Origin of the sequence: Methylocaldum sp. GT1BB, from assembly GCF_051027545.1 — a bacterium.
GTDB lineage: Bacteria > Pseudomonadota > Gammaproteobacteria > Methylococcales > Methylococcaceae > Methylocaldum.
In genome coordinates this window covers 2,355,621-2,378,001 of record NZ_CP194902.1, presented here as the reverse complement: position 1 = coordinate 2,378,001, position 22,381 = coordinate 2,355,621, and the positions used below count along the sequence as shown (strand labels likewise).

Here is a 22,381-nt window from a genome sequence, read left to right as displayed (position 1 = left end):
TTCCTTTACACCTTCACTGGATTGGGCTTTTCCGGATCGATGCCGTATTTAGCCATAGCTTCCGTCAGTGTAGAAGTCGCCACGCCGCCCTCATCGACTAAGGCTTTTAGTGTCGTAAATGCGATGTAATGCCGATCCACCTCAAAAAATCTCCGCAATTCGGAACGTTGATCGCTGCGACCAAAGCCGTCGGTACCCAGCACCGTATAGGATCTCGGAACAAAGGGCCGGATTTGATCGGCGAGCATTTTAATATAGTCGGATGCCGCGATGATCGGCCCCTGGGTTCCGGCCAGGCAATCCTCCACGTAGCTGACGCGGGGCGGCTGATCCGGATGCAGGAGATTCCAGCGCTGTTTGTCGAGTCCGTCACGGCGCAGTTCGGTAAAGCTGGTGACGCTCCAAACGTTCGCTTTTACGCCGAAGTCCTGCTCCAGCAACTCCGCCGCGACGATGGCCTCGCGGAGTATCGTACCGCTGGCCAAAATCTGGGCTTGAGCCGATTCGCCGGCGTCCTTGAGCTTATACATGCCCTTGACGATCCCTTCGCGCGCGCCGGCCGGCATGTCAGGATGAGTATAATTTTCATTCATGACGGTGACGTAGTAGAAGATGCTCTCGCCCTCCTGATACATACGCCTGAGGCCGTCTTGAATAATCACGGCCAGTTCGTAGGAAAAGCAAGGATCGTAAGCTACGCAATTTGGAATCGCCGACATGCTGACGTGACTATGCCCGTCCTGATGCTGCAAACCCTCGCCCGCCAGCGTCGTACGTCCAGCAGTTCCTCCCATCAAGAAGCCGCGCGCCTGCATATCGCCCGCGGCCCACATCAGATCCCCCACCCGTTGATATCCGAACATCGAGTAGTAGATGTAGAACGGGATCATCTGGATGTTGTGGTTGGTATAAGCCGTACCGGCCGCGAGCCAGGAGCACATGGAGCCCGCCTCCGAAATGCCCTCTTCCAGGATCTGCCCTGATTTGTCCTCCTTGTAGTACATCACTCCGCCGGCATCCGCAGGAACGTACAACTGCCCGACGGAAGAGTAAATACCGTATTGGCGGAAAAGTCCCTCCATACCGAAAGTTCGGGCCTCGTCCGGTACGATGGGTACGACGTACTTACCCAATTTTTTATCCCGCAACAGCAGCGTCAGGATGCGCACGAACGCCATCGTAGTCGACATTTCCCGATCTTCGGTGCCCTTCAGCAGAGGTTCGAAGACATCCAGCTCCGGCACCTGCAAAAGCGGCGCGTCGCGTCGCCGTTGCGGCACGTATCCGCCCAGGCTCTTTCGACGCTCGTGCATGTAGCGCTGCTCCGCACTGTCTTCCGGCGGCTTGTAGTACGGCAACTCCATCAGCTGGTCATCGGGAATGGGAATATTGAAACGATCCCGGAAGTGGCGGATCGCCTGTTCGTCCATTTTCTTTTGCTGGTGCGTGGTCATGAGCCCTTCGCCCGCGCTGCCCATGCCATAACCCTTGACCGTCTTGGCCAGGATCACCGTCGGCTGTCCGGTATGGTTTACCGCCGCATGATAAGCGGCGTAGACCTTGTGCGGGTCGTGCCCGCCACGATTCAGGCGCCAGATGTCCTCGTCGGACATATTGGCCACCATCTCCTTCAGCTCCGGATACTTGCCGAAGAAGTGCTCGCGGGTGTAGGCACCGCCTTTCGCTTTGTAGGCTTGATACTCGCCATCCACGGCCTCTTCCATGCGCTTCTTCAAGAGGCCGTCTTTGTCTTTGGCCAGCAGAGGATCCCAATAGGAACCCCAGATGACTTTGATGACATTCCAGCCGGCACCGCGGAACTCCGCCTCAAGTTCCTGGATGATCTTGCCGTCGCCCCGCACTGGCCCGTCGAGCCGCTGCAGATTGCAATTGATGACAAAGATGAGATTGTCCAATTTCTCCCTGCCGGCAAGCCCGATGGCTCCCATGGATTCCGGCTCATCCATTTCGCCGTCGCCGCAGAAACACCAGACTTTGCGGCCCGAGGTCGCCAGAATCCCCCGATCCTCCAAATATTTCATGAAGCGCGCTTGATAAATCGCCATCAGCGGACCAAGCCCCATGGATACCGTCGGAAACTGCCAAAAATCTGGCATCAACCAGGGATGTGGATAGGAGGAAAGACCGTTGCCGCCGATTTCGGCGCGAAAACTGTCCAGCTGTTCTTCGTTCAGGCGTCCTTCCAGAAACGCACGGGCGTAGATGCCGGGAGCGGCGTGCCCCTGAAAGTAAATCAGATCCCCGCCGTGGTTCCCATTGGCGGCATGGAAAAAATGGTTGAAACCCACGTCGTAAAGCGTCGCAGCTGAAGCGAAGGTGGCAATATGTCCACCGTATTCGCTGGTTTTACGGTTGGCTCGGACAACCATCGCCATCGCGTTCCAGCGGATATAAGAGCGGATGCGCTGCTCCAAACCGGCATCGCCCGGCAAGCGGGGTTCCATGTGGGGCGGAATGGTATTGATGTACGCCGTATTCGCCTTATAAGGCAGGTTCGCCCCCGCGCGGCGTGCCTGATCGACCAAGCTTTCGATCAGGAAATGCGCACGCTCGATACCTTCAGTCTCGATAACGGCCTCCAGGGCCTCCAACCATTCTCGGGTTTCTTCGGGATCGATATCGTTGACGCTCTTAAGGTTTTGCGATGGGTGAGACGGACTCACGGCGGACATAGGAAAGGTTCCTCCACTGATTAAGGGCTTCCAGCTAATTTTTTCGAATGCAGACAAGCAAGCGACAAGTCATCTATTGAATTCCGACCTTTAGATTGCTTGAAACGAAAGAATTTCTGGCATGTTTGTTGAACCGTTGATCCAGTGATTACAGAACTGTGCAACTCTGACTTTGCCTTCTGAACGAGGTCAACGTTGTATTGTTAGAAAAAAAAGTCCAATCGGAAAATGTTACAGACTACGAGCCGATTACGCCAGAAAAGCTAATCTGAAAAACTGCTCGGCTAGCGATTTTATGAGCTTTGATCACCTGGTATTATCGTCCGGTAGCCAGATCCGAGGCACAAAAACATCGCCCGCTCATCAATTGCCGTGATAGTGCAGCGTTTGTGAGCGACTCTACTTTTAAGACAACCGGTCGCCCCATATGTTAGGAAGCAAAACAAATTCGGAAAAGGAACGTCGGCGTGCCCCGCGGTTGGATTCGCGAATTTCCGCCTATCTAATCATGCCATCGAGCGCCCCATTGCGTGGCGTCGCGAAGAACATAAGCCGTTCAGGCGTCTTCATTGAGACTACCAAACCGCTGAAACGGCTCATCGGTGAACCGGCTCGGCTGGTCTTTACGCTCGAACATGGAAACTTGGTGAGGTTGGCTCGCTATTCGGTGGTTATCGTGCGGGAGTCACAGCACGGAATCGGCCTCGGCTTTTGGCATTCGAGCAAGGCGGTGGATTCGCGTAAAGCCTAGCCGTAGGTTTATAGTCACTCCCGAGCCAAACACGCCTGCCCGCTTGGACCCAACGGCCCGAAACATTGAGAAACTCTCGCAACCTACATCAAGCAGGCAAACGGTAAAACATCGACCATTTCACCGGGCTCCACAGAAGCGCGATCGTGCGCCAGAATAATCATGGCGTTTGCCAGGCTCATGGAGCGAAGAATGCCGGAACCCTGTTTGCCGCTCGTACGCACTTCCCAGTCACCGGTTTCGGTTCTTTCGAGAATGCCCCGCTGGTACTCCGTGCGGCCCGGCTTTTTAGCAAGCCGCTCGAGACACTTGGCTTTCAGTGTGGGAATAACCGGCCGCTCCAGAATTCCCATTTTCTTTTCCAGTAATGGAAGGACAAATTGGTAAAAGTTTACCATCACGGCGACCGGGTTACCCGGCAACCCGATGAATGTCGACGCGCCGATACTACCAAAAGCCACGGGGCGTCCCGGCTTCATGGCAACCTTCCAAAAACCGATATTGCCTATCGAAGACAGAACCTCCTTGACGAAATCGGCTTCACCTACCGATACGCCACCCGAGGAAATGATCACATCCGCAGCGGATGCAGCCCTTATCAAAGCTTCGCTTAGTAGCTCGGGATCATCGGGCACGATGCCCTGGTCCATCACCTTGACACTTAACCGTCTTAGTGCCGAGTGGAGCGTATAGCGATTGCTGTCGTATATGCCGCCGGCCTCTAAGGATCTTCCTAGCTGATGCACTTCGTTTCCGGTCGATAAGAGCGCTACCCGAGGTCGCCGCTTGACCTTGATTTCACTTATGCCTAACGAGGCGATCAGCCCGATATCCGGTGGGGTCAGATAGCGTCCTCCGTTCAGAACCGTTTCGCCCCGCTTGACGTCCTCACCAGCCATGCGGACATTATCCGCCATGCGATGCCGCCCACCGGTTATGCAGATCCGATCCCCGTCGACATCGACATGCTCCTGCATCAGCACGGTATCCGCACCGGCCGGCATGGGCGCACCGGTCATAATGCGTACCGATTGTCCTGGAAGCACGGCGCCGACAAACGGCGTTCCCGCCAGAGCCACGCCTACCACCTCCATTTTCACGATGCTTCCAGCGCCCGGCAAATCCGTTCCTCGTATGGCGTAGCCGTCGACAGCCGCATTGGTATGGGATGGAACATCTAAAGGCGAGACCACAGGGTCATGCAAAACTCTCGTTACGCCCTCGAGGATGCTGACTTGTTCGTAACCCCTGACCGAGGAAACGGCATTCAGTATACGCTCTAAGGCATCATCGACATGAAGTGCGTCGTGCTCATCATTGTCGCTACAACTGGGTCGGTTAGTCGTAGTCATGGCGAGACCAATCTGGAAATATTCGGTGCCAGTGAGAATGGTACTATTGGAGGCGAGTATGAGCGACAATGAATGCCAAAAAATCCGGGTTCCGAATTCGCCGACAAAAGGCCGAGGGGCCGTAAGCAATCGGGAATCCCGCTATTCCGAGACCGTCCGAGAAAAAATCGACGACGACTGGTGGGCAGAGGATGTGCCCCCGGCAGCAACCACCGTAACACACGATAGCGCTCGGAGCATTATCACCCATAACCGGTCGCCCGACATCCCTTTCGATCAGTCGATCAATGCCTACCGGGGCTGCGAGCATGGTTGCATTTACTGCTATGCGCGGCCTAGTCATGCTTACTTGGGACTGTCGCCGGGACTGGACTTCGAAACCCGGCTGTTCGTCAAATCCGATGCGGCGAGTCTCCTGCGCAAGGAGCTAGCGAAAAAATCCCATCGTCCATCTCCAATCGCTTTAGGCGCCAACACCGATCCTTACCAACCTATCGAGCGGGAATGGCGCATTACTCGGGAAGTTCTCGAGGTACTCTACGAATGCCGCCATCCGGTTAATATCACGACCAAATCGGCACTCATCGAACGCGATCTCGACATTCTCTCGGCAATGGCGCGCGAGCATCTGGCCCAAGTTCAGATTTCGATTACCACGCTTGACAAGGGGTTGGCCCGAATCATGGAACCGCGGGCTACGAGCCCGCAACGCCGACTCCAAACAATTCGCATTCTAGCGGACGCTGGCGTGCCAGTGACCGCACTGGTGGCCCCGGTGGTTCCGATTCTGACGGACGCGGAGCTCGAAGCCATCCTTGCTCAGGCAGCCGCACATGGCGCCATCAGCGCCGATTACATCGTGCTGCGCCTTCCTCTCGAACTGAAAGAATTATTCCGCGAATGGCTGGAAACCCATGTCCCGCTAAAAGCCAAGCACGTTCTGGCGCGACTGCGCGATATCCATGGCGGTAAACCGTATGAATCTAGTTTTGGCCTTCGCCACTCCGGGTCAGGGATTTACGCCGAACTCATCCGGAATCGGTTCCTGGTGGCTCTCAAGAAAAACGGGCTTAACGCCACCGAAATCCATTTAAACCCGGAGTTATTCAAGCGTCCTAGTGATGCGCCTGTGCAAACCAGCTTATTTTGATACTTTTGATACCTGCTCGAATCAAAAATGGCGATCCAAAACTTATGCTAGGCTTTTATGCTGAAAATAAGCGTCATCGCACCGACTAAGGATCCTAAGTTTGGACGAGCTTTACACCGAATTATGCGTCCTACAAAGCCACCTGGGTAACCTCGTCGATCGCATTCGGCAGAACCAGATTAAATTGCATCGCTTCCAAACGCTGGAAATGACCTTGCTCACGCTGAACTCTCTGCGTGAACTGGTCGATCAGGTGTTGGAAGACACTCGCGTTCTATTCGAGCTTGACGCCGTTAGCTTCGTATTGGTCGACGAAAAAGGCGAACTCGAGCGCTTCCTCAGAGAGGATGGTCTAAACGTCGACAAGCAGCCAAATCTTATATTGCTGCCCAGCGGCGAAATCCTGGACCGTACGTTCCGCAAGACCTTAAGACCTTACCTAGGGTGCTACAAACCCGAAAAATGTGCCGCATTCTTCCCACGCCTTCCGGATACTTCGTCCAGCGTTGCACTCTTGCCTCTCTATCGTCGAGGCAAACTCATGGGGAGTTTAAATCTCGCCAGTACCGACACCATGCGCTTTTCCGAGCAGATGGCAACGGATTTTCTGGATCGGCTGGCCTGCGTGCTCAGCGTATGCCTGGAAAATACCTTGAACTTCGAACTGCTGCGACGAACCAGCCTTATCGACACGCTCACCGGCGTCAACAACCGGCGATATTTCGAACAACGCGTCAGTGAAGAAATCGACCGGGCACTACGCAGCGGCGAATGTCTGTCATGTTTATTTCTGGATATCGATCACTTCAAGACGATCAATGATACTTATGGGCATCAAAGCGGTGATCGGGTGCTGGTCGACGTGGCACAGACCATCCGCTCCATGCTGCGCAACAACGACGTGTTAGCGCGCTATGGCGGCGAGGAGTTCGTTGCGCTTCTTTCGACAGGAACGGGCAACCGGGCTGCCACCGATGTAGCAGAACGAATCCGCCAACGCATTGCCGATCGCGAGTTCTACGATAAGGATGGCGAGGCGCTGAAGATAAGTTTGTCTATCGGCGTAGCCACTTTGGACCCAACCAGGGTCAGCGGGATCGATGCCACCGAGGCCCGCCTTATCGAAGCAGCTGATATAGCTTTGTATCGAGCCAAAAACAATGGTCGAAATTGCGTAGTCAGCAACGGCTTTGTCGAACCGAGCTTTCAAGAAACATCGCAACAGTGCGTTGCCGGCTTCTAGCCAGCATTTCCCATACTTCTCCAATCGCAAACGGTATCTTCGGGAACGTCGGAGCCGATCTTTCAATCGCGAACCGACGCTTAATCGCCACCTTCCGCGCGCGGTAGCGTACCGTTTTTGCGCTGCGCCACGCACCGCTGCGACGAAGGGAAGAAATGTGGGTTAGAGCCGGAAAACACCTCCGGCTCTAACGGATAGCGCGAGTTTATTCGGCCGGCTCTTGCGATTCAGCGGGGTCTTCCTGAGGACCACCTTCCGGCTGCTGTTGCGAAGGATCCGCAGCAGGACTTTCCGACGGTTTTTCCGGCGCCGTGCCAGCACCGGGCTGCTGCGGCGAATCGATCGCAGGTTTCTCAGCCGGTTTCGGCTTCTCGAACTGCTCTATCTTCGCCTTGTTTTTCAGCTCTCCAATGTGTTGTTGCAGCCGTTGTGTCTGCATCATGGATCGCAGCTGGTCTTTGACGGCATCAAAGGGCGGTGGCGGCTGGTCGCGCGAATCTTCACGCAGGATCACGTGCCAACCGAACTGAGTTTGAACGGGCGTTTGGGTCAATTCGCCATTCTTTAAAGCAACTACCGCGTTTGCGAAAGGCGGCACCATCTGCTGCGGGTTAAACCAGCCCAAGTCGCCACCACTTCCCTTGGAGCCAGGATCCTTGGAAACTTTCTTCGCGATATCCGCGAACTTTTCCCCTTTTTGTAGTCGCTTAATGACGTCCTTCGCCGCCTGCTCGGTATCCACCAGAATGTGCCTGGCTTTGTACTCCGTCAACTTCATCGAACCAACGCGCTGGTCATATTCTTTCTTCAAATCTTCGTCGGAAATCGCAGCGCTGTTGATGAAATGTTCCGCGGCAATTTGCGACAAAACCATTCGATCGGCATTTTCCACGCGCGCGGCGTATTTCGGATCATTGGTCAGCTGCTGGGCCTCGGCCTCTTGGCGCAATAGTTCTCGTTTAATCAGTTCATCGATGATTTTTTCTTCCGATATCCCGTTGTCCCCGCGGCGCTGAGCCAGTTCCGCCGATAAGATATCGACTGCGGCTCTACTGATCGGTCTGCCGTTGACTACGGCGACTGAGTTTTCAGCCGTCGGGGCCTCAGTCGTGCTTGTCGCACCCTTTTGGCCATCAGTGCCAACGTTATTGCATCCCGCGATAACCAATACGCTGGCGATAGCGGCGACAAGTGAATATGTCTTCATTTACGCATTTCCTTTTTGTTGAAATTCAAGTGGAGTAAAAGCCTTCATACTGAAAGCGTGTATCTCTTTCTGCATCAAGTCGCCCAGCGCACGATAGACCAACTGGTGCCGCTGAACCGAACTCTTTCCTTCAAACATCTCAGACACGATAGTGGCGTAAAAATGCCCACCGCCGGTTTCCATGGCACCTGCATGGCCGGCGTGCGCCATACTATCGTCGGTAACTTCCAAATGTACCGGCGAGAGCACCTCTTCCAGTCGGCTCCTGATTTTTTCGACTCGACTTATCATTATGGAAGCACCTTCTTGAACGGTTTGATCGTCACCCGAGCATACACGCCCGCCAGACGATAAGGGTCCTCATCTGCCCATGCTTGAGCAGCTGCCAGACTGGAGAATTCGGCAACGATCAAGCTGCCGGTGAACCCGGCTTCGCCCGGATCTTCGCAATCGACAGCCGGATGGGGACCTGCCAAAATCAACCGCCCCTCGGCTTGCAGCGCTTTCAACCGATCGAGATGCGCAGGACGCGCTTCGAGACGATTTGGCAGACTTCCCTCAGCATCCTCACAAATAATGGCGTAGAGCAAAAAACTACTCCTCCGGATTGGGTTCGGGCAAAAAACGAGATAGATAGATGGACTGGGCAATGACAAACACGAACGTTAGCCCCAAAAGGCCGAAGAGCTTGAAGTTGACCCAAGTCTCTGTACTGAAATTGTAAATAACAAAAAGATTGACACCACCGAGCGCGACGAAGAACGTGGCCCAACTCAGATTCAATCGGCGCCAAACCAAATCCGGCAGTTCAATTTGATTACCTAGCATGCGCTCGATCAGTGTTCGCTTGCCGAATAGTTGACTACCGAGAAAGGCCATGCCGAACAGCCAATTGAGTACAGTCGGTTTCCACTTGATGAAAAGTTCATCTTTCAAGAATAAGGTTGCACCACCGAAGATAACGATGATTGCCAGCGAGACCAAATGCATAGGCTCGACTTTGCGCGTCTTTAACCACGTGACCGCCACTTGTACCGCAGTCGCTACGATAGCGGCGAGAGTTGCAGCGTAAATATCGGAAATCTTAAAAACGATAAAAAAGAGAAAAATCGGGAAAAAATCGAACAGCAATTTCATAGTTCGGGCATAGGTAAAAAAGAGATTAGGAGTCAGGCGTAGACGTCCACACCCAACATCTGGCTGAGAGCGCTTTTTGCCTCATATTGCGGCAAATCGAATTGTGCGCGATAGGCATTTAGCGCGTGCTTCGTTCTCGCGCTCAGTATCGTTTGGTATTGGGCAGTTCGTTGTTCCTCAGCTTCCTTCCTGAGTTGAGTTGGCTGGTTGAGGCGATCCAGGACGGCTTTCAATTCATCTGAAGACGCGACGCCGCCTGCGCTATTGTCTCCCATATTAATACTGGCATTTTCTACGCCAGCCATTATCCTTGGGTCAGCCGAAGTGACTCCTTGGACGGCTATAAGTTCCCGCTGCCGTTTGATTTCAGCGAGCGCGTAAGCAGAAATAGAGGCGGCTTTTTGAATATCCATAGTCGGACGGCGCCTGCGGCTTTACCTATTCATTCCCTTATAATAAATACTATTTCACAGAACATTATATCCGACAATACTTTGCAAACCGGCAAACCGAAGCTTAACACATCGAAAGCGTATGCATGGCCAAGCACCATTCCGGAAGCGAGAAGCGTTCCCCAAGTTACCAGGGGCACTCCGGACGGAAGCTATTCCGAGGTTCCTCGGTCCAATCTTCAAACACATCCAAGCACTCAGAGCTATGAACGAACAAACCCGAATCGAACTGGAAGCAGCAGCTTTCCGACGGCTGCTGCAACATCTGCGCGATCGTTCCGACGTGCAAAACATCGATCTGATGATTTTGGCGGGCTTTTGCCGTAACTGCCTGGCCAAATGGTATAGCGCCGAGGCGAAGGAGCGCGGTATCGACATCGATTATCCGGCGGCGCAAGAAATCATTTACGGCATGCCGTATGCCGAATGGAAGGCCAAGTATCAAAAAGAGGCCACACCGGAGCAACTCAAGGCCATGGAGGAAATCCAACGCCGCAATGAAGCCGCCGGACATTAGCGGCAACGGCCCAAAGGTTTAGAACGTCCCGCCGTTCCAGCCCCATTGACTGCCTTTGATATCGGTAAATTCGATGTAGACCCGCGCTGGAGGAATATCGAGCCGTTGTTCCAGCAAACTGCAAATTGAACGGGATAGCGATTTGATCTGGCCGGCGGGCAATCCGATGCTCTTGAGTTCCGCATAGGCTGCCGGCTCGCCGGTGCCGCCGAACAGCATAGGAACATCGCTGTTCAAACTCACCATGACGTAGGACTCTGGTTTTCCGAGCTCTTTGGCCAACAGGCGCGAAGCCGCCGTCAGCAGCGGCTCGCGCTGGTCGGGAGAAACTTCCCGATTAGTCTGTATCGTCAGATAAGGCATAGAAGAACTCCACTACTGGATAAGAAAATCGGTAAAAAAGAGATCCTTTAGTCCTTCGCCTGCGCCATATTTTTCCAGCGTTTTGGTGACATCCTGTAACGCCGCTTGACGAAGCTTCTCCCGCTCGTCCACAGCAGAAAGCTGCTCGGGATTGCGATTCGAAAAGAGCATAATCAACGCATGACGAATAGGCGGCATGTGCATTTTGATTTTTTCCGCATGCTCCTTGCTATCGATCAACAGTTGAATGTCGGCTCTAAGATAATGGCGTTTGCCCTCAAGATTTACCAGCACCGATTCTAAAGGCAAATATTCGACTCCACCGTCTCCTTCGCCGCTCATGCCATAACCTAACGGACTAAATAAAAGAAGAAACAAAGCCAGAATTTTCGATCTTCCCACGAGGTTCTCCAGTGGCTTTCGGTTAGCGTCTCGTCGCGTTCGCTCGATTATAGTTTAAAATCGTGGACCTTCAGTATTTCCGGCGGACGCCCATGAAACCATCTAAGCCGCTAGGGCCTGTGATGCTCGATCTACAGGGCCTAACCGTAAGCCCCGATGAAAAGGACAAATTGACCCACCCCGCCGCAGGCGGGCTCATTTTGTTCAGTCGGAACTACGAGTCGCCGAGGCAACTCATGAATCTCGTGGGGGAGATTCGCGCGTTACGCCCCGAAATTCTGATCGCAGTGGATCACGAGGGTGGTCGCGTACAACGCTTCCGCGAAGGATTTACACGATTGCCGCCCGCCGCCCGTTATCACGAGATAGCAAATGGGCAACCGGACCACTCCGAAACAGCGGCCGAAACGGCCGGTTGGCTTATGGCGGCGGAACTTCGGGCCGTCGATATCGATTTCAGTTTCGCGCCCGTTTTGGATGTCGACTCGGGCGTCAGCGACATCATCGGCAATCGCGCGTTTTCCCGCGATCCTTTCGAAACCGCACAACTCGCCCGGGCTTTTGCGAGAGGTATGAGACGAGCCGGAATGCCATCCGTGGGCAAGCACTTTCCCGGTCATGGCGGCGTGGCGGAAGACTCCCATCTGGCACTGCCGATCGACCACCGCAGCATGGACGAAATCGAAAACCGCGATTTACTGCCATTCCGCGCCCTCATCGAATTCGGATTGGAGGGAATCATGCCGGCCCACGTGATTTACGCGGAAATCGATGAGCGGCCGGCCGGTTTTTCATCTTTTTGGATTCAAGAAGTTCTTCGCCGCCGGCTCGGATTCGACGGAACCGTGTTCAGCGACGACTTATCCATGGCCGGCGCAGCATTTGCCGGAAATCATGTTGACCGCGCCAGGCTAGCGCTCGAAGCGGGCTGCGACATGGTACTGGTCTGCAACATGCCCGACGCCGCGGGCGAAGTCCTCGAATCCTTGACGAATCATTCCAGCACAGAACGCGAGCCCCGCCTCCAGCGCATGCGGGGACGTTTTTCCATGGATCGTAATGCCTTATTGGCGAGCACTGACTGGCAGCGCGCCACAGAACTGATCGCATCTATCAACGAACAACCGGGACTCGCATGAACAAATCGGAAGAAATCGAACGAGTAATAGCCGAAGCCGACTGCCTTTTTTCGGAAAACGAGGTCAACTCGGCCCTCGACCGCATGGCGGCCGAGATCACTACACTCATCGGCGATAAGACCCCTTTGTTGCTCTCGGTTCTCAACGGCGGCATCATTCCCACCGCAGAGATTGCCCTGCGTCTGCGCTTCCCCTTGGAAATCGACTCCATCAAGGCCGGCCGCTACCAGGGAGAAACCCGCGGCAGCGAAATTCGCTGGCTCTTGAAGCCTAGCATCCCCCTCCGTGATCGGACAGTACTGATCATCGACGACATCCTGGATGAGGGCATCACCCTGGCTGAGATTCGGAAATACTGCCTCGAAGAAGGCGCCGAAGCCGTGTACACGGCTGTTGTCGTAGACAAGAAATTGAATAAGGAGAAACCTTGCCGAGCCGATTTCATCGGATTGGAAGCCGAAGATCGCTATTTGTTCGGATTCGGCATGGATTATAAAAGCTATCTTCGCAATTGGCCGGGCATCTTCGCCTGCAAGCACGTTTATTGATAAAGGGAGCTGTCATGACTTTAATGGCCATCATCGGGGGAACCGGTCTCACACGGCTCCCTGATCTCACGATTGTCCGGCGTGAGCGAATCGCCACGCCGTATGGAGATCCTTCTTCAGAACTGGTTTTTGGCCATTTTCATCAGCAAGAACTGGTGTTTCTGGCGCGCCATGGCAACCCGCACATCATTCCGCCACACAAGATCAATTACCGCGCAAACATCTGGGCGCTGAAAGAAGCCGGTGCGGCCAGCATTCTGGCGATAGCCGCGGTAGGAGGAATCCGCGCCGATATGGTGCCGGGAAAAATCGCCGTTCCAAACCAAATCATCGATTACACGTACGGACGGCCACACACGTTTTTCGAGACTGATCTCGAACTGGTAACCCACGTCGATTTCACTCACCCCTACAGTCCATGGTTGCGGGAAAAGATATTGACCGCAGCTCAAGTGGCGGGCGTCAGTATCATCGATGACGGCGTATACGGCTGTACCCAGGGGCCGCGGCTGGAAACCGCGGCGGAAATCAACCGCATGGAACGCGACGGCTGCGATCTCGTCGGAATGACCGGTATGCCGGAGGCCGCCCTGGCACGCGAACTCGGCATCGATTACGCCTGCTGCGCCGTGATTGCCAATTGGGCGGCGGGAAAAACGGCAGCCGAAATTACAATGATGGAAATCGAAGCGAACTTAGTGGCGGGAATGGCCGATTTAACATCCATCCTGAGGCATTTCGTTCAGGCATAAGACATCGGCAGATTAACCGCAGCCGCCAACCATGACCCTTACCGTCTTTTGCGTTCCGAAAAATTTCCCCTCGGACTCGGCGATGACCAATATGGCGCTTGTTTCGTTCATCTTTACGCGCAAGGAAGCAAATCCGTCGGTTCCGGGCTCGAAGCGAATCTGAGCCGCCAGCGGCGTGGGATTTTTCTCTACGAAAATGAGCATGCGCGAGGTGTTCGGCAGCCGGCTATCGACTGAAATCGGCACGATCGCGCCGTTCTCGGCCAGTTCCGGCACTTCGAAGGCAATTCGGTTGGTTTCAGCCCACGACGCTCCCGCCAACATATCCGAAAGCAGTCGGCTGAAACCGTTCTCCATCCGTTGAGGTGCTCTGGATTTCGCCACCCCAAAAACGACTTCCCAAGGTAATGTTAATGCCGCTACTAGCATTCGAACGAAGTTGCGTCTGGATTGCGTCATTTCGTATCCCTGCTTGAATCCAAGCGATCTAATGATTACCTTAACTTTGGCCCCGTTCGACCTGAGTCACTAAAATGTCCAGCATCAAGATACGCACCAAGCAGGAAGAAGGCCTAACCACCGTCCGCATGCTTATCACCCATCCGATGGAAACCGGACGCCGCTGGGATGAGCTGACGGAAAGAACCATTCCGGCTCACTTCATTCGAGAAGTCAGAATAGAGCACAATCAACGCTTGGTCGCAAGCTGTGAGCTAAGCACAGCCGTATCCAGAGATCCCTACATCTCAGTGAGATTCCGTGGCGGAAAAACGGGCGACAAGATTCGTGTCACCTGGGCGGACAATTTGGGAAACACCGACAGCGCCGAAAGCACCATCGGTTAAGGTTACGCAGCACCTTACAGTTCACGGGTTGCGCTGAAGCGAATATCCGGCCAGCGCTCCTGGGTAAGCTGCAGATTGACTCGGCTGCTGGCCAAATAAACCAAATAACCGCTGCCGTCTTCGGCCAGATTGTCGAAAACCTTGCGCTTGAATTCCTCCAGCTTCTTCGGATCATCACACCCGACCCAGCGTGCCGTGGTGACCGGTACGTTGTCGTAAACGCATTCGACGTTGTACTCCGATTTCAACCGGAAGGCCGTCACATCGAACTGTAGGACACCCACGGCGCCCAGAATAAGATCGTTATTCTTAAGCGGCCGAAAGAGCTGGGTCGCGCCCTCCTCGGTCAATTGCTGCAAGCCCTTTTGCAGGGCCTTCGCGCGGAGCGGATCTTTCAGCACCACCCGGCGGAACAACTCCGGCGCGAAATAAGGCACCCCTTCGTATTTGAGCGTCTCCCCCTGGCTGAACGTATCGCCCACCTGGATCGTGCCATGGTTATGCAAGCCGATGATGTCGCCCGGATACGCCTCTTCGACATTGGTTCGGGTATCGGCCTGGAACGTGATGGCATTGGCGATCTGGACCGTTTTGCCGATGCGGACGTGGTGCATTCGCATGCCCTTCACGTACTTGCCCGAGCAGATTCGCATAAAAGCGATGCGGTCGCGGTGCGCCGGGTCCATATTCGCCTGAATCTTGAAGACGAAGCCGGTGAACTTTTCTTCCTCGGGCCCCACGACGCGCTCGCGGGCTTGCCGCGCTTGAGGCGGTGGCGCATAGTCTGCAAACGCGTTCAATAGCTCCAGAACGCCGAAATTATTGATCGCCGAGCCGAAAAATACCGGAGTTTGCTTTCCGGCCAAGTAGGACTGGATGTCAAACTCGTGACTGGCGCCGCGCACCAGCTCGATCTCCATCCGCAACTCGTCTGCCTGATCTCCGAGTATCTCTTCCAACCGAGGGTTATCCAATCCCTGGATGACCTCCCCTTCGACGATGCGATCACCGTGAGACGGGCTGAACAACTGAATTGCGTCGTCATACAACTGATACACGCCTTTAAAGCGCTTGCCCATGCCGATGGGCCAAGTCATGGGCGCGCATTGAATCTTTAAAATGCGTTCGATCTCGTCCAACAATTCGATGGGCTCCCGCCCTTCGCGGTCGAGCTTGTTAATGAAGGTGAGGATCGGAGTATCCCGCAACCGGCAGACCTCCATGAGCTTAATGGTCCTTTCCTCGACACCCTTGGCGCTATCGATCACCATCAGGGCGGAGTCCACCGCCGTGAGCGTCCTATAAGTATCCTCGGAAAAATCCTCGTGTCCGGGAGTATCCAACAGATTGAAAATCTTATCCTTGTGCTCGAACTGCATGACCGAGGTCGTAACCGAGATTCCTCTCTGCTTTTCCATCTCCATCCAATCCGAGGTGGCGTGACGAGCCGCCTTGCGTCCTTTGACCGAGCCGGCCAACTGGATCGCGCCTCCGAACAGGAGGAGCTTTTCGGTCAATGTGGTTTTACCGGCGTCCGGGTGAGAGATGATGGCGAAAGTGCGGCGGCGGCTTAATTCCGAAAGAAATTCAGACATCGAAAATTGCAGCGAAAAATACAAATTATACCGCGCTCGCCACGACTAACGGCAGCAGAACACGACTTTGAAAGGGATTATGTTCTTGTCGGGCCGGCCAGTTTTGGGAGTTTGGACGAGCTATCGGTTACGCCGGTCGGCAGCCTCTTCCATTTTCCTGCCGAGCTTTTGGACGTCCTTGCCGAAGCCCGATACGGTATTGCACCCGACGAGCATTGCGATCATCAGCCACATCAGGACGCGAAAAGCGAATTTCCTCACAAGTATCCCCCGCAAAAAATTGATCCAATCACTATAGGGGCTAGTTGCGGCCCATTTCAATACCTTGTCACTTAGCTCGATACGGTACTTTCGAATCCCAGATTTTTCACCGTAATCAAGCGCGATTCCATGCCATGTTCGACGCAGTAGCGCGACTCTAGAAATTTCTAGTTTGGCACAGCGATATTTTCGCTTTCTTACAACAGTGTCGCGCAATAGCGACTAGCCTCATAGACCTCCCTCGGTGAACCTCCACAGACCATTCTTTACTGACTTCTTGGAAGCGGTTGAACGATTTTGCCCGTTTCTTAAGAGCGACATACGAAGCCCGAAAATATCGGCCAATGTCTCGCATTTGTTTACTTATTAAATGCTTATGAATATGGCCCAAATAATGCCTGAAGCCGAAGCGTGCCGAACAAGGGTTACACAAGAAAATCGTTAGGGACGATAAACACAATCGAGGCACCACGGATAACAAGCCAATGCCGTGCGCTATTGGGGGCTCTGGCGATCGTCAGGCTACGTGACCATAACCACTACCGTAAGCCGTGTAGTCATGAAGAAAAAGAATCGAATCTTCTATTCGCCACTGATTTCAACCGAAACCTCGATGCCCCCGCCGATCATTCCGCCAAAAGCGGTTCGACCTGAGAGCAGCGAAAGGTAGCAACGCGAAGCCAAGGTTCGACGGCAGTCATCCCGCGCAGGCGGGATTGTCAATCGAACCTTAAACGGCAAAACCTAGCGGAATAACTCCCTGCCTCAGGATTCCGGTCGATTTCATTCCACAAAAGACCGCTCTGTAGCAGCAGGCTTCCCGACGCGGCCTGATTCGTGACGCCCTGAAAAGGGACACCGGGACTGACTTCCTGAGAATTAGAGGAGGAGATTTCGAGAAACCGCTCGCATCTGCTTTCCATTACTAAGAGGAGCTAAAAAAATGAAGAAGCACTTGGTCTTGAGTCCGTTATACCTGTCTCTGGCCTTCTCGGGGGTAAGCCATACGGCCGTCGCCGAACGAAAATTGCCTGAAGACTTATTTCAGGACGTTTGGAACGCCATACCGGACACCTATCTGCCTCCTCAAGCCAAAAAAGGCAGACATCGTTCGGTCCGGCCTAATTTCGACAGACTCAAAGCAGATGCCATAAATCTGAATATTTTCAATGACACGCTTCTGGTCGCCGAGAAAGACCGTATCGTCGACAATGTTCAGGGGCATTCCGCCTGGGTTGGTCATCTGCAGGGCGAACCCGACAGCGAAGTCATTCTGGCTGTGATCGGAAAAGCCATGTCCGGAACCATCAAGCGGGGGAATGGTGAAATCTACGAGATCCTTGCCAACGATGATGATACTCATACCGTCCGGCAGGTGGACCCGAGAAAGATTCTGCCTCACAAACACCCGATTCCCGATGTTGAAATGGACCCAGATCTAGCCAACGCGCCGGCCAGTTCGGAAGCCGAGACGGCCGCCAATGAGCCGCCGATAGCCGCAGCCACGATCACCGATACGATCGTGGACCTGATGGTCGTCTATACGCCGAAGGCACGCGCCAATGCCGGCGGCACCTCGGGCATTCAAGCCAAGATCGTGAAAGCCGTCGAGGCCGCCAATCAAGCCTATATCAACAGCAAAGTTCATATGAAGCTCAACCTGGTGCGCATGGCTGAGGTCAACTACACGGAAAGCGGCGATATGGCCCGCACGCTTAATGATCTTCGCGGCACAACGGACGGCAAGATGGACGTCGTACATTCCTGGCGCAATCAATACGGTGCTGATCAAGTGACCCTGGTTTCCGCCGACGCAAATTACTGCGGTATCGCCTATCAAATGACGCGGCTGAGTAGCTCCTTTGCACCTTATGCGTTCGCTGTCGTGCATGACGACTCAAGAGCGTACTGTCTCGCCGCGCAAACTCTGGCGCACGAACTGGGCCATAACCAGGGCAACGCGCATGACCGCGCCAACTCCAGCTATGCCGGCATTTATTCCTACTCTTATGGGCATCGTCTGTGCCAAAGCGGCGGTTTCCGGACGGTTATGTCTTACCCCTGCACCGGGGCAACGCGCATTTCGAATTTCGCCAATCCTAGCGTTTACTACAACGGCAAACCCACAGGAATCGATCCGAACATAAATCCCTCAAAGGCCGCGGCGACCGCCTGGTCGATGGAGAAAGCCCGAGCCACGGTTGCCGCGTGGCGTGCCAGTAAAGTGGCCGCTTCCGCTCCGGCGACTCCAAGCAGGCTGGCAGCTTTCTCTCAATCCGACGATGGAATCAATCTTCGCTGGATGGATAACTCGGATAACGAGGAGGGATTCAAAGTGGAGCGCTCCCGCGATGGAGTCAACTGGGAAGAGGTAGCGTTACTCGGCTCCGACATCACCAGTTTCTCAGACACAGGACTCAACCCGAACAGCGAGTACTCGTATCGCGTATCGGCCTATAACGGCATAGCCGAGTCCAGCCCCAGTGAAGTCGTGACAACGGCAACAGCGTCGGTTGTCAATGGCGTTACGGGAAGGACCGACAACGACGCCGATAATGAGCGTCGGCGATATCGCTTTGGTCGCCGCATTTGATCGAATGTCGAATATCGTAGCGTTACGCTTTATCTGATCTTGATCGAGTAGCACCGGCTGGAATCTGCCACTGAGGCAAAAATTCGTTATCTAAGTACATTCAGGGAAGTCTTGCGGCATAGGCAACCTGCAGGACAACCCCGCCAATCTGTCGAGATTCCGCAAATATTTGCGGAATGTACTTAGGGCATTTTCATACCTACTGTACGGGCACTCGCGAGTAGGTCGGGAATCCCTTCCCAATCGCAAACGGTCGCTTTAGTCGCGACCCTTCCAATCGCAAACGGCGTCTTCGGGAAGGGCGTGGCCGGCGCTCCCGGCCAGGCCGTTTGCGATTGGAAGGGTCATCCCAGCGCTCCTGGGATGACCGTTTGCGATTGGAGCGCCGAAGCCCCCCTTCCCGACACCATGTCCCGGTCGAGCGTCTTCGTCGGAAGGGTCGCGACCAAAGCGACCGTTTGCGATTGGGAAGGGATTGCCGACCTACGAATGCTTGAATCCATCCACCCGAGCCGAAGGCGCCAACGACTTCGGCCAAGCCTGTTTTGCCGTACGAGCGAGATAAAAACGCTCTAAGCCCGAACTATCATACGTATCCATCAAAGGGTGCCCGTATGACAGTTCGGGTGAATCGAGTCAGGACTGCAAACCGCTCCGCTCTTAGCCATTCCAAGACGATCTTCCTAGTGTCGCCAGCCGGAATAATCGGACAAATCGCCGCTGGATAACGCGTTTTTCTCGTTTTTTCCTGGAAATGGCCAGTGACACATGCCGCATGGCTGTTGCCAAATGGAGACATGTTTTGCCCGGCCACTCCATGGAACCGGTCATTTTCTGACTCAAGTCCTGCTCTGCATACAAGAGATTCAAGGATTCGCCAGACCGATCACCAACGAACATCGGATTGGCATACGGCGTGCTAAACCGCCATGGCACCGGATAACGTTTGACGTGTCAGCCACTCCGGTGTCGTAGCAACGCTACAAACTCAAAAGAAGCTGCGATTCGCTTAACCTGTGCCAAGGGGGGTACGGGCAGCAATGCATCGTTTATCCGAAGGTGAGGAGCCACCCGGCGAACGATTACGGCCACTGATAAAAAACAACAATCAATGCCTACATGAAACAATCTACAACACTTTTTTGCCGACTCAATCACACAAATTCCCTAGATTTAGACCAATCTTATTTCTACAGAAAAATCGAGCCGCTGACCTAATGCCGCTTGATCTGAAAAAGGCAAAACCATCGAAAGGTGGTGGCGCAAAGTTACCGGTCTACGGGAGCCAGGCTCCTATGACAGCGGGATTGCCAGCTCAAGCCAAAGGTTGCTTTGGTTTGTCTCATCCCCGCGGGTTCCCAGAGACCATCGCCGTCAACTCGACTCTTAGGGGACCACAACGTGAGCAACAAGACTCAGCATTCTAAGTTCACCGCTGCGCGCCGCAAAAATATCCTCGGACTGGCTGGCGTATTTGCAGCCTTAACGTCTATTGTGGGTGTCGTCCATGCGGCGCCGCCGCAGCGCTTATTCAGCGACACGAATCTGACCCTGCCCACGCAGGCCAAGGCGCAGATCAAAGCCATCAAGGGCCGCAGCCGGGGCGTAGCCATCGACTTCAACGCGGTGAAGGCCGATACGCTCACCCTCGAACTGCTCAACGACACCACGGTTACCGCCATCCGCGATCGTATCGAAGACATCGACGGCCGTTTGTCCTGGGTCGGTCATATCGAAGGGCAAGAAGGCAGCAGCGAGGTGATCCTCGCCGTTCGGGGGCAGGCGATGTTCGGAACCGTCGTGATGGACGACGGCAGAATGTTCGAGATCGCCTACGCCGGCAATAAAACGCATGCCGTCCGCCAGATCGATCCCAACAAGACCGCTCCGCATTCGGAACCCCTCGCGCCGGATATTAATGCCGCCGGTGAATTGGCCGGTACAACGACATCCTCGACTAGCCCGTCCACCGCAGCCGCCAGCACCGGCCAAGTCATCGATCTGCTGGTGGTCTACACGCCTCAGGCCCGCGTGAATGCTGGCGGCGTCTCGGGCATAGAAGCCAAGATTATTAACGCCGTTACCAAGGCCAATCAGGCCTACCTGAACAGCCAGGTGGACATGCAGTTGAACTTGGTAAAAATGGCCGAAGTCAGCTATACCGAGACGGGCAACATGTCGACCAGCTTGTCGGATGTCACCGGCACCAGCGATGGCAAAATGGATGAGGTACACTCCTTACGCAACCAGTACGGCGCCGATCAGGTGGCGCTTATAACTGCTGAAAGCAACTACTGCGGCATCGCCTACGTGATGAATAGCCTGGGTTCCTGGTTCGCTCCGTATGCGTTCGCCGTCGTGCATGACGATTCCAAGTACAACTGCCTCGGCAACGATACCCTGGCGCATGAATTGGGCCACAATCAGGGCAACATGCACGACCCGGACAATTCCGCCTACGCCGGCGTGTACCCCTACTCTTATGGTTACCGGATCTGCGGCGTGTTCCACGATGTCATGTCCTACAGTTGCAGTTCGCCACGAATATCGCACTTTTCTAATCCTAACGTTTATTACAATGGCCAGCCGACCGGGGTGGCGAACTACCAGGACACCGCCCGTTCCATGAATGGCACCAGCGCCACCGTCGCCAGTTTCCGGTCCTCGACCACGACCACCACGACGCCCACGGTTCCGACTGCCCCCACAAGTTTGGCGGCGACTACTCAATCATCCAGCAGTATCGCCTTGACGTGGACGGATAAGTCTAGCGACGAAACCGGATTCAAGGTGCAGCGCTCGCTGGATGGCGTCAATTGGAGCGAAGTCGCTTCGCTCGGCAGCAACGTCACGAGTTTCACCAATACTGGCCTCAGCGCCAGCACCACTTATTCTTACCGTGTCTACGCCTACAACAGCGTCGGCAACTCCGCCTTCTCCAATACCGCCTCGGCGACCACCTCGGCTAACAGCGTCGACACAACTCCGCCCACGGTTAAAATCACCAGCCCCTCCAATGGCGTGAAGGTCGGTAACTCGACAAAAATTACCGGCACTGGCAGCGATAACGTCAAATTGCAGGGGCTGAAGCTGGCCATCGACGGCGCCGTGCGAGCTTCAACCAGCGGCGGCTCGATCTCCTATAACTGGAACACCCGCAGCATCGCGAAGGGCACGCACACGATCACGCTGACTGGCACCGATGCGGCGGGTAACACCAATCAAACGTCGATTCAGATTTACAAATGAAAAGGAATTGCAGGATTGCCTAGGGGTTGACAGAAAAGGTTTCTGCCAAAAAAACGGATATTCTTCAGCAAACCTCAAAGAAAAAGCCGTCCCAATGGGACGGCTTTTTAGTTTGCCTGATCAGAAGTCTTT

22 protein-coding genes and 1 riboswitch are annotated in these 22,381 nt (G+C 54.4%); of the genes, 10 read left to right on the top strand and 12 right to left on the bottom strand.

What is annotated here, in order from left to right; genetic code table 11:
• Positions 1-5: 5 nt before the first annotated feature.
• Complete coding sequence (aceE, locus tag ACR2TX_RS11990; protein WP_133716934.1) at positions 6-2,693, bottom strand: pyruvate dehydrogenase (acetyl-transferring), homodimeric type; 2,688 nt, start codon at positions 2,691-2,693, stop codon at positions 6-8.
• A gap of 427 nt (positions 2,694-3,120) precedes the next feature.
• Between aceE and ACR2TX_RS11985 the strand changes: the two genes are divergently transcribed.
• Positions 3,121-3,444 (top strand): PilZ domain-containing protein, encoded by a 324-nt coding sequence (locus ACR2TX_RS11985; protein WP_077727993.1) that lies wholly within the window; start codon positions 3,121-3,123, stop codon positions 3,442-3,444.
• Between the two features lie 83 nt (positions 3,445-3,527).
• On the opposite strand, the gene moeA is transcribed toward ACR2TX_RS11985, so the two are convergent.
• The gene (gene moeA / locus ACR2TX_RS11980; RefSeq protein ID WP_077727992.1) at positions 3,528-4,796 is read right to left on the bottom strand and encodes a molybdopterin molybdotransferase MoeA; all 1,269 of its coding nucleotides are present in this window, start codon (positions 4,794-4,796) and stop codon (positions 3,528-3,530) included.
• Between the two features lie 58 nt (positions 4,797-4,854).
• Between moeA and ACR2TX_RS11975 the strand changes: the two genes are divergently transcribed.
• Positions 4,855-5,946, top strand: coding sequence for a PA0069 family radical SAM protein (locus ACR2TX_RS11975; protein WP_077727991.1), 1,092 nt, complete (start codon positions 4,855-4,857; stop codon positions 5,944-5,946).
• 100 nt (positions 5,947-6,046) lie between these two features.
• A complete protein-coding gene (locus tag ACR2TX_RS11970) occupies positions 6,047-7,189 on the top strand; it encodes a GGDEF domain-containing protein (protein WP_077727990.1) in 1,143 nt (380 codons plus the stop codon).
• 205 nt (positions 7,190-7,394) lie between these two features.
• On the opposite strand, the gene ACR2TX_RS11965 is transcribed toward ACR2TX_RS11970, so the two are convergent.
• The 5 genes from ACR2TX_RS11965 to ACR2TX_RS11945 are packed head-to-tail and all read right to left on the bottom strand — an operon-like array spanning position 7,395 to position 9,946.
• The gene (locus ACR2TX_RS11965) at positions 7,395-8,396 is read right to left on the bottom strand and encodes a peptidylprolyl isomerase (RefSeq protein WP_077727989.1); all 1,002 of its coding nucleotides are present in this window, start codon (positions 8,394-8,396) and stop codon (positions 7,395-7,397) included.
• On the bottom strand, positions 8,397-8,687 hold the full coding sequence (locus ACR2TX_RS11960) for a BolA family protein (RefSeq protein ID WP_077727988.1): 291 nt from the start codon (positions 8,685-8,687) through the stop codon (positions 8,397-8,399).
• Positions 8,687-8,986, bottom strand: a complete 300-nt coding sequence (locus ACR2TX_RS11955) for a YciI family protein (protein WP_077727987.1) — start codon at positions 8,984-8,986, stop codon at positions 8,687-8,689. Before ACR2TX_RS11955 ends, ACR2TX_RS11960 begins: the two co-directional genes overlap by 1 nt.
• A gap of 4 nt (positions 8,987-8,990) precedes the next feature.
• Complete coding sequence (locus ACR2TX_RS11950; RefSeq protein WP_086133583.1) at positions 8,991-9,533, bottom strand: septation protein A; 543 nt, start codon at positions 9,531-9,533, stop codon at positions 8,991-8,993.
• A gap of 32 nt (positions 9,534-9,565) precedes the next feature.
• Positions 9,566-9,946, bottom strand: coding sequence for a hypothetical protein (locus tag ACR2TX_RS11945; protein ID WP_086133584.1), 381 nt, complete (start codon positions 9,944-9,946; stop codon positions 9,566-9,568).
• A gap of 244 nt (positions 9,947-10,190) precedes the next feature.
• Between ACR2TX_RS11945 and ACR2TX_RS11940 the strand changes: the two genes are divergently transcribed.
• Complete coding sequence (locus tag ACR2TX_RS11940) at positions 10,191-10,502, top strand: DUF1244 domain-containing protein (protein WP_077727984.1); 312 nt, start codon at positions 10,191-10,193, stop codon at positions 10,500-10,502.
• Positions 10,503-10,520: 18 nt separating this feature from the next.
• On the opposite strand, the gene ACR2TX_RS11935 is transcribed toward ACR2TX_RS11940, so the two are convergent.
• Together ACR2TX_RS11935 and ACR2TX_RS11930 are read right to left on the bottom strand one after the other, a co-directional pair.
• On the bottom strand, positions 10,521-10,865 hold the full coding sequence (locus ACR2TX_RS11935; RefSeq protein WP_086133585.1) for a phenylpyruvate tautomerase MIF-related protein: 345 nt from the start codon (positions 10,863-10,865) through the stop codon (positions 10,521-10,523).
• Positions 10,866-10,877: 12 nt separating this feature from the next.
• Positions 10,878-11,267 (bottom strand): flagellar basal body-associated FliL family protein, encoded by a 390-nt coding sequence (locus ACR2TX_RS11930; RefSeq protein WP_086133586.1) that lies wholly within the window; start codon positions 11,265-11,267, stop codon positions 10,878-10,880.
• Between the two features lie 92 nt (positions 11,268-11,359).
• On the opposite strand from ACR2TX_RS11930, the gene nagZ reads away from it, so the two are divergent.
• The 3 genes from nagZ to ACR2TX_RS11915 are packed head-to-tail and all read left to right on the top strand — an operon-like array spanning position 11,360 to position 13,706.
• A complete protein-coding gene (nagZ, locus tag ACR2TX_RS11925; RefSeq protein ID WP_434132262.1) occupies positions 11,360-12,406 on the top strand; it encodes a beta-N-acetylhexosaminidase in 1,047 nt (348 codons plus the stop codon).
• A complete protein-coding gene (locus ACR2TX_RS11920; protein WP_133716941.1) occupies positions 12,403-12,954 on the top strand; it encodes a hypoxanthine-guanine phosphoribosyltransferase in 552 nt (183 codons plus the stop codon). Before nagZ ends, ACR2TX_RS11920 begins: the two co-directional genes overlap by 4 nt.
• Before the next feature lie 14 nt (positions 12,955-12,968).
• The gene (locus ACR2TX_RS11915) at positions 12,969-13,706 is read left to right on the top strand and encodes an S-methyl-5'-thioinosine phosphorylase (protein WP_077727979.1); all 738 of its coding nucleotides are present in this window, start codon (positions 12,969-12,971) and stop codon (positions 13,704-13,706) included.
• A gap of 12 nt (positions 13,707-13,718) precedes the next feature.
• Here the strand turns inward: ACR2TX_RS11915 and ACR2TX_RS11910 are convergent, their stop codons facing one another.
• Entirely contained in the window at positions 13,719-14,165 is a 447-nt protein-coding gene (locus ACR2TX_RS11910) for a thiosulfate oxidation carrier protein SoxY (RefSeq protein ID WP_077727978.1), read from the bottom strand.
• Between the two features lie 74 nt (positions 14,166-14,239).
• On the opposite strand from ACR2TX_RS11910, the gene soxZ reads away from it, so the two are divergent.
• Positions 14,240-14,551, top strand: coding sequence for a thiosulfate oxidation carrier complex protein SoxZ (gene soxZ / locus ACR2TX_RS11905; protein ID WP_205780632.1), 312 nt, complete (start codon positions 14,240-14,242; stop codon positions 14,549-14,551).
• Positions 14,552-14,565: 14 nt separating this feature from the next.
• On the opposite strand, the gene ACR2TX_RS11900 is transcribed toward soxZ, so the two are convergent.
• A complete protein-coding gene (locus ACR2TX_RS11900; protein ID WP_077728120.1) occupies positions 14,566-16,146 on the bottom strand; it encodes a peptide chain release factor 3 in 1,581 nt (526 codons plus the stop codon).
• A gap of 120 nt (positions 16,147-16,266) precedes the next feature.
• Positions 16,267-16,362: an entericidin A/B family lipoprotein gene (locus tag ACR2TX_RS11895; RefSeq protein ID WP_240502365.1), complete on the bottom strand. Its 96-nt coding sequence runs from the start codon at positions 16,360-16,362 to the stop codon at positions 16,267-16,269.
• Between the two features lie 988 nt (positions 16,363-17,350).
• On the opposite strand from ACR2TX_RS11895, the gene ACR2TX_RS11890 reads away from it, so the two are divergent.
• Positions 17,351-19,000: a M12 family metallo-peptidase gene (locus tag ACR2TX_RS11890; RefSeq protein ID WP_086133591.1), complete on the top strand. Its 1,650-nt coding sequence runs from the start codon at positions 17,351-17,353 to the stop codon at positions 18,998-19,000.
• Between the two features lie 1,227 nt (positions 19,001-20,227).
• Positions 20,228-20,315, top strand: a riboswitch (cyclic di-GMP riboswitch).
• Positions 20,316-20,401: 86 nt separating this feature from the next.
• Positions 20,402-22,249, top strand: a complete 1,848-nt coding sequence (locus ACR2TX_RS11885) for a reprolysin-like metallopeptidase (RefSeq protein ID WP_139841027.1) — start codon at positions 20,402-20,404, stop codon at positions 22,247-22,249.
• Positions 22,250-22,381 lie beyond the last annotated feature (132 nt).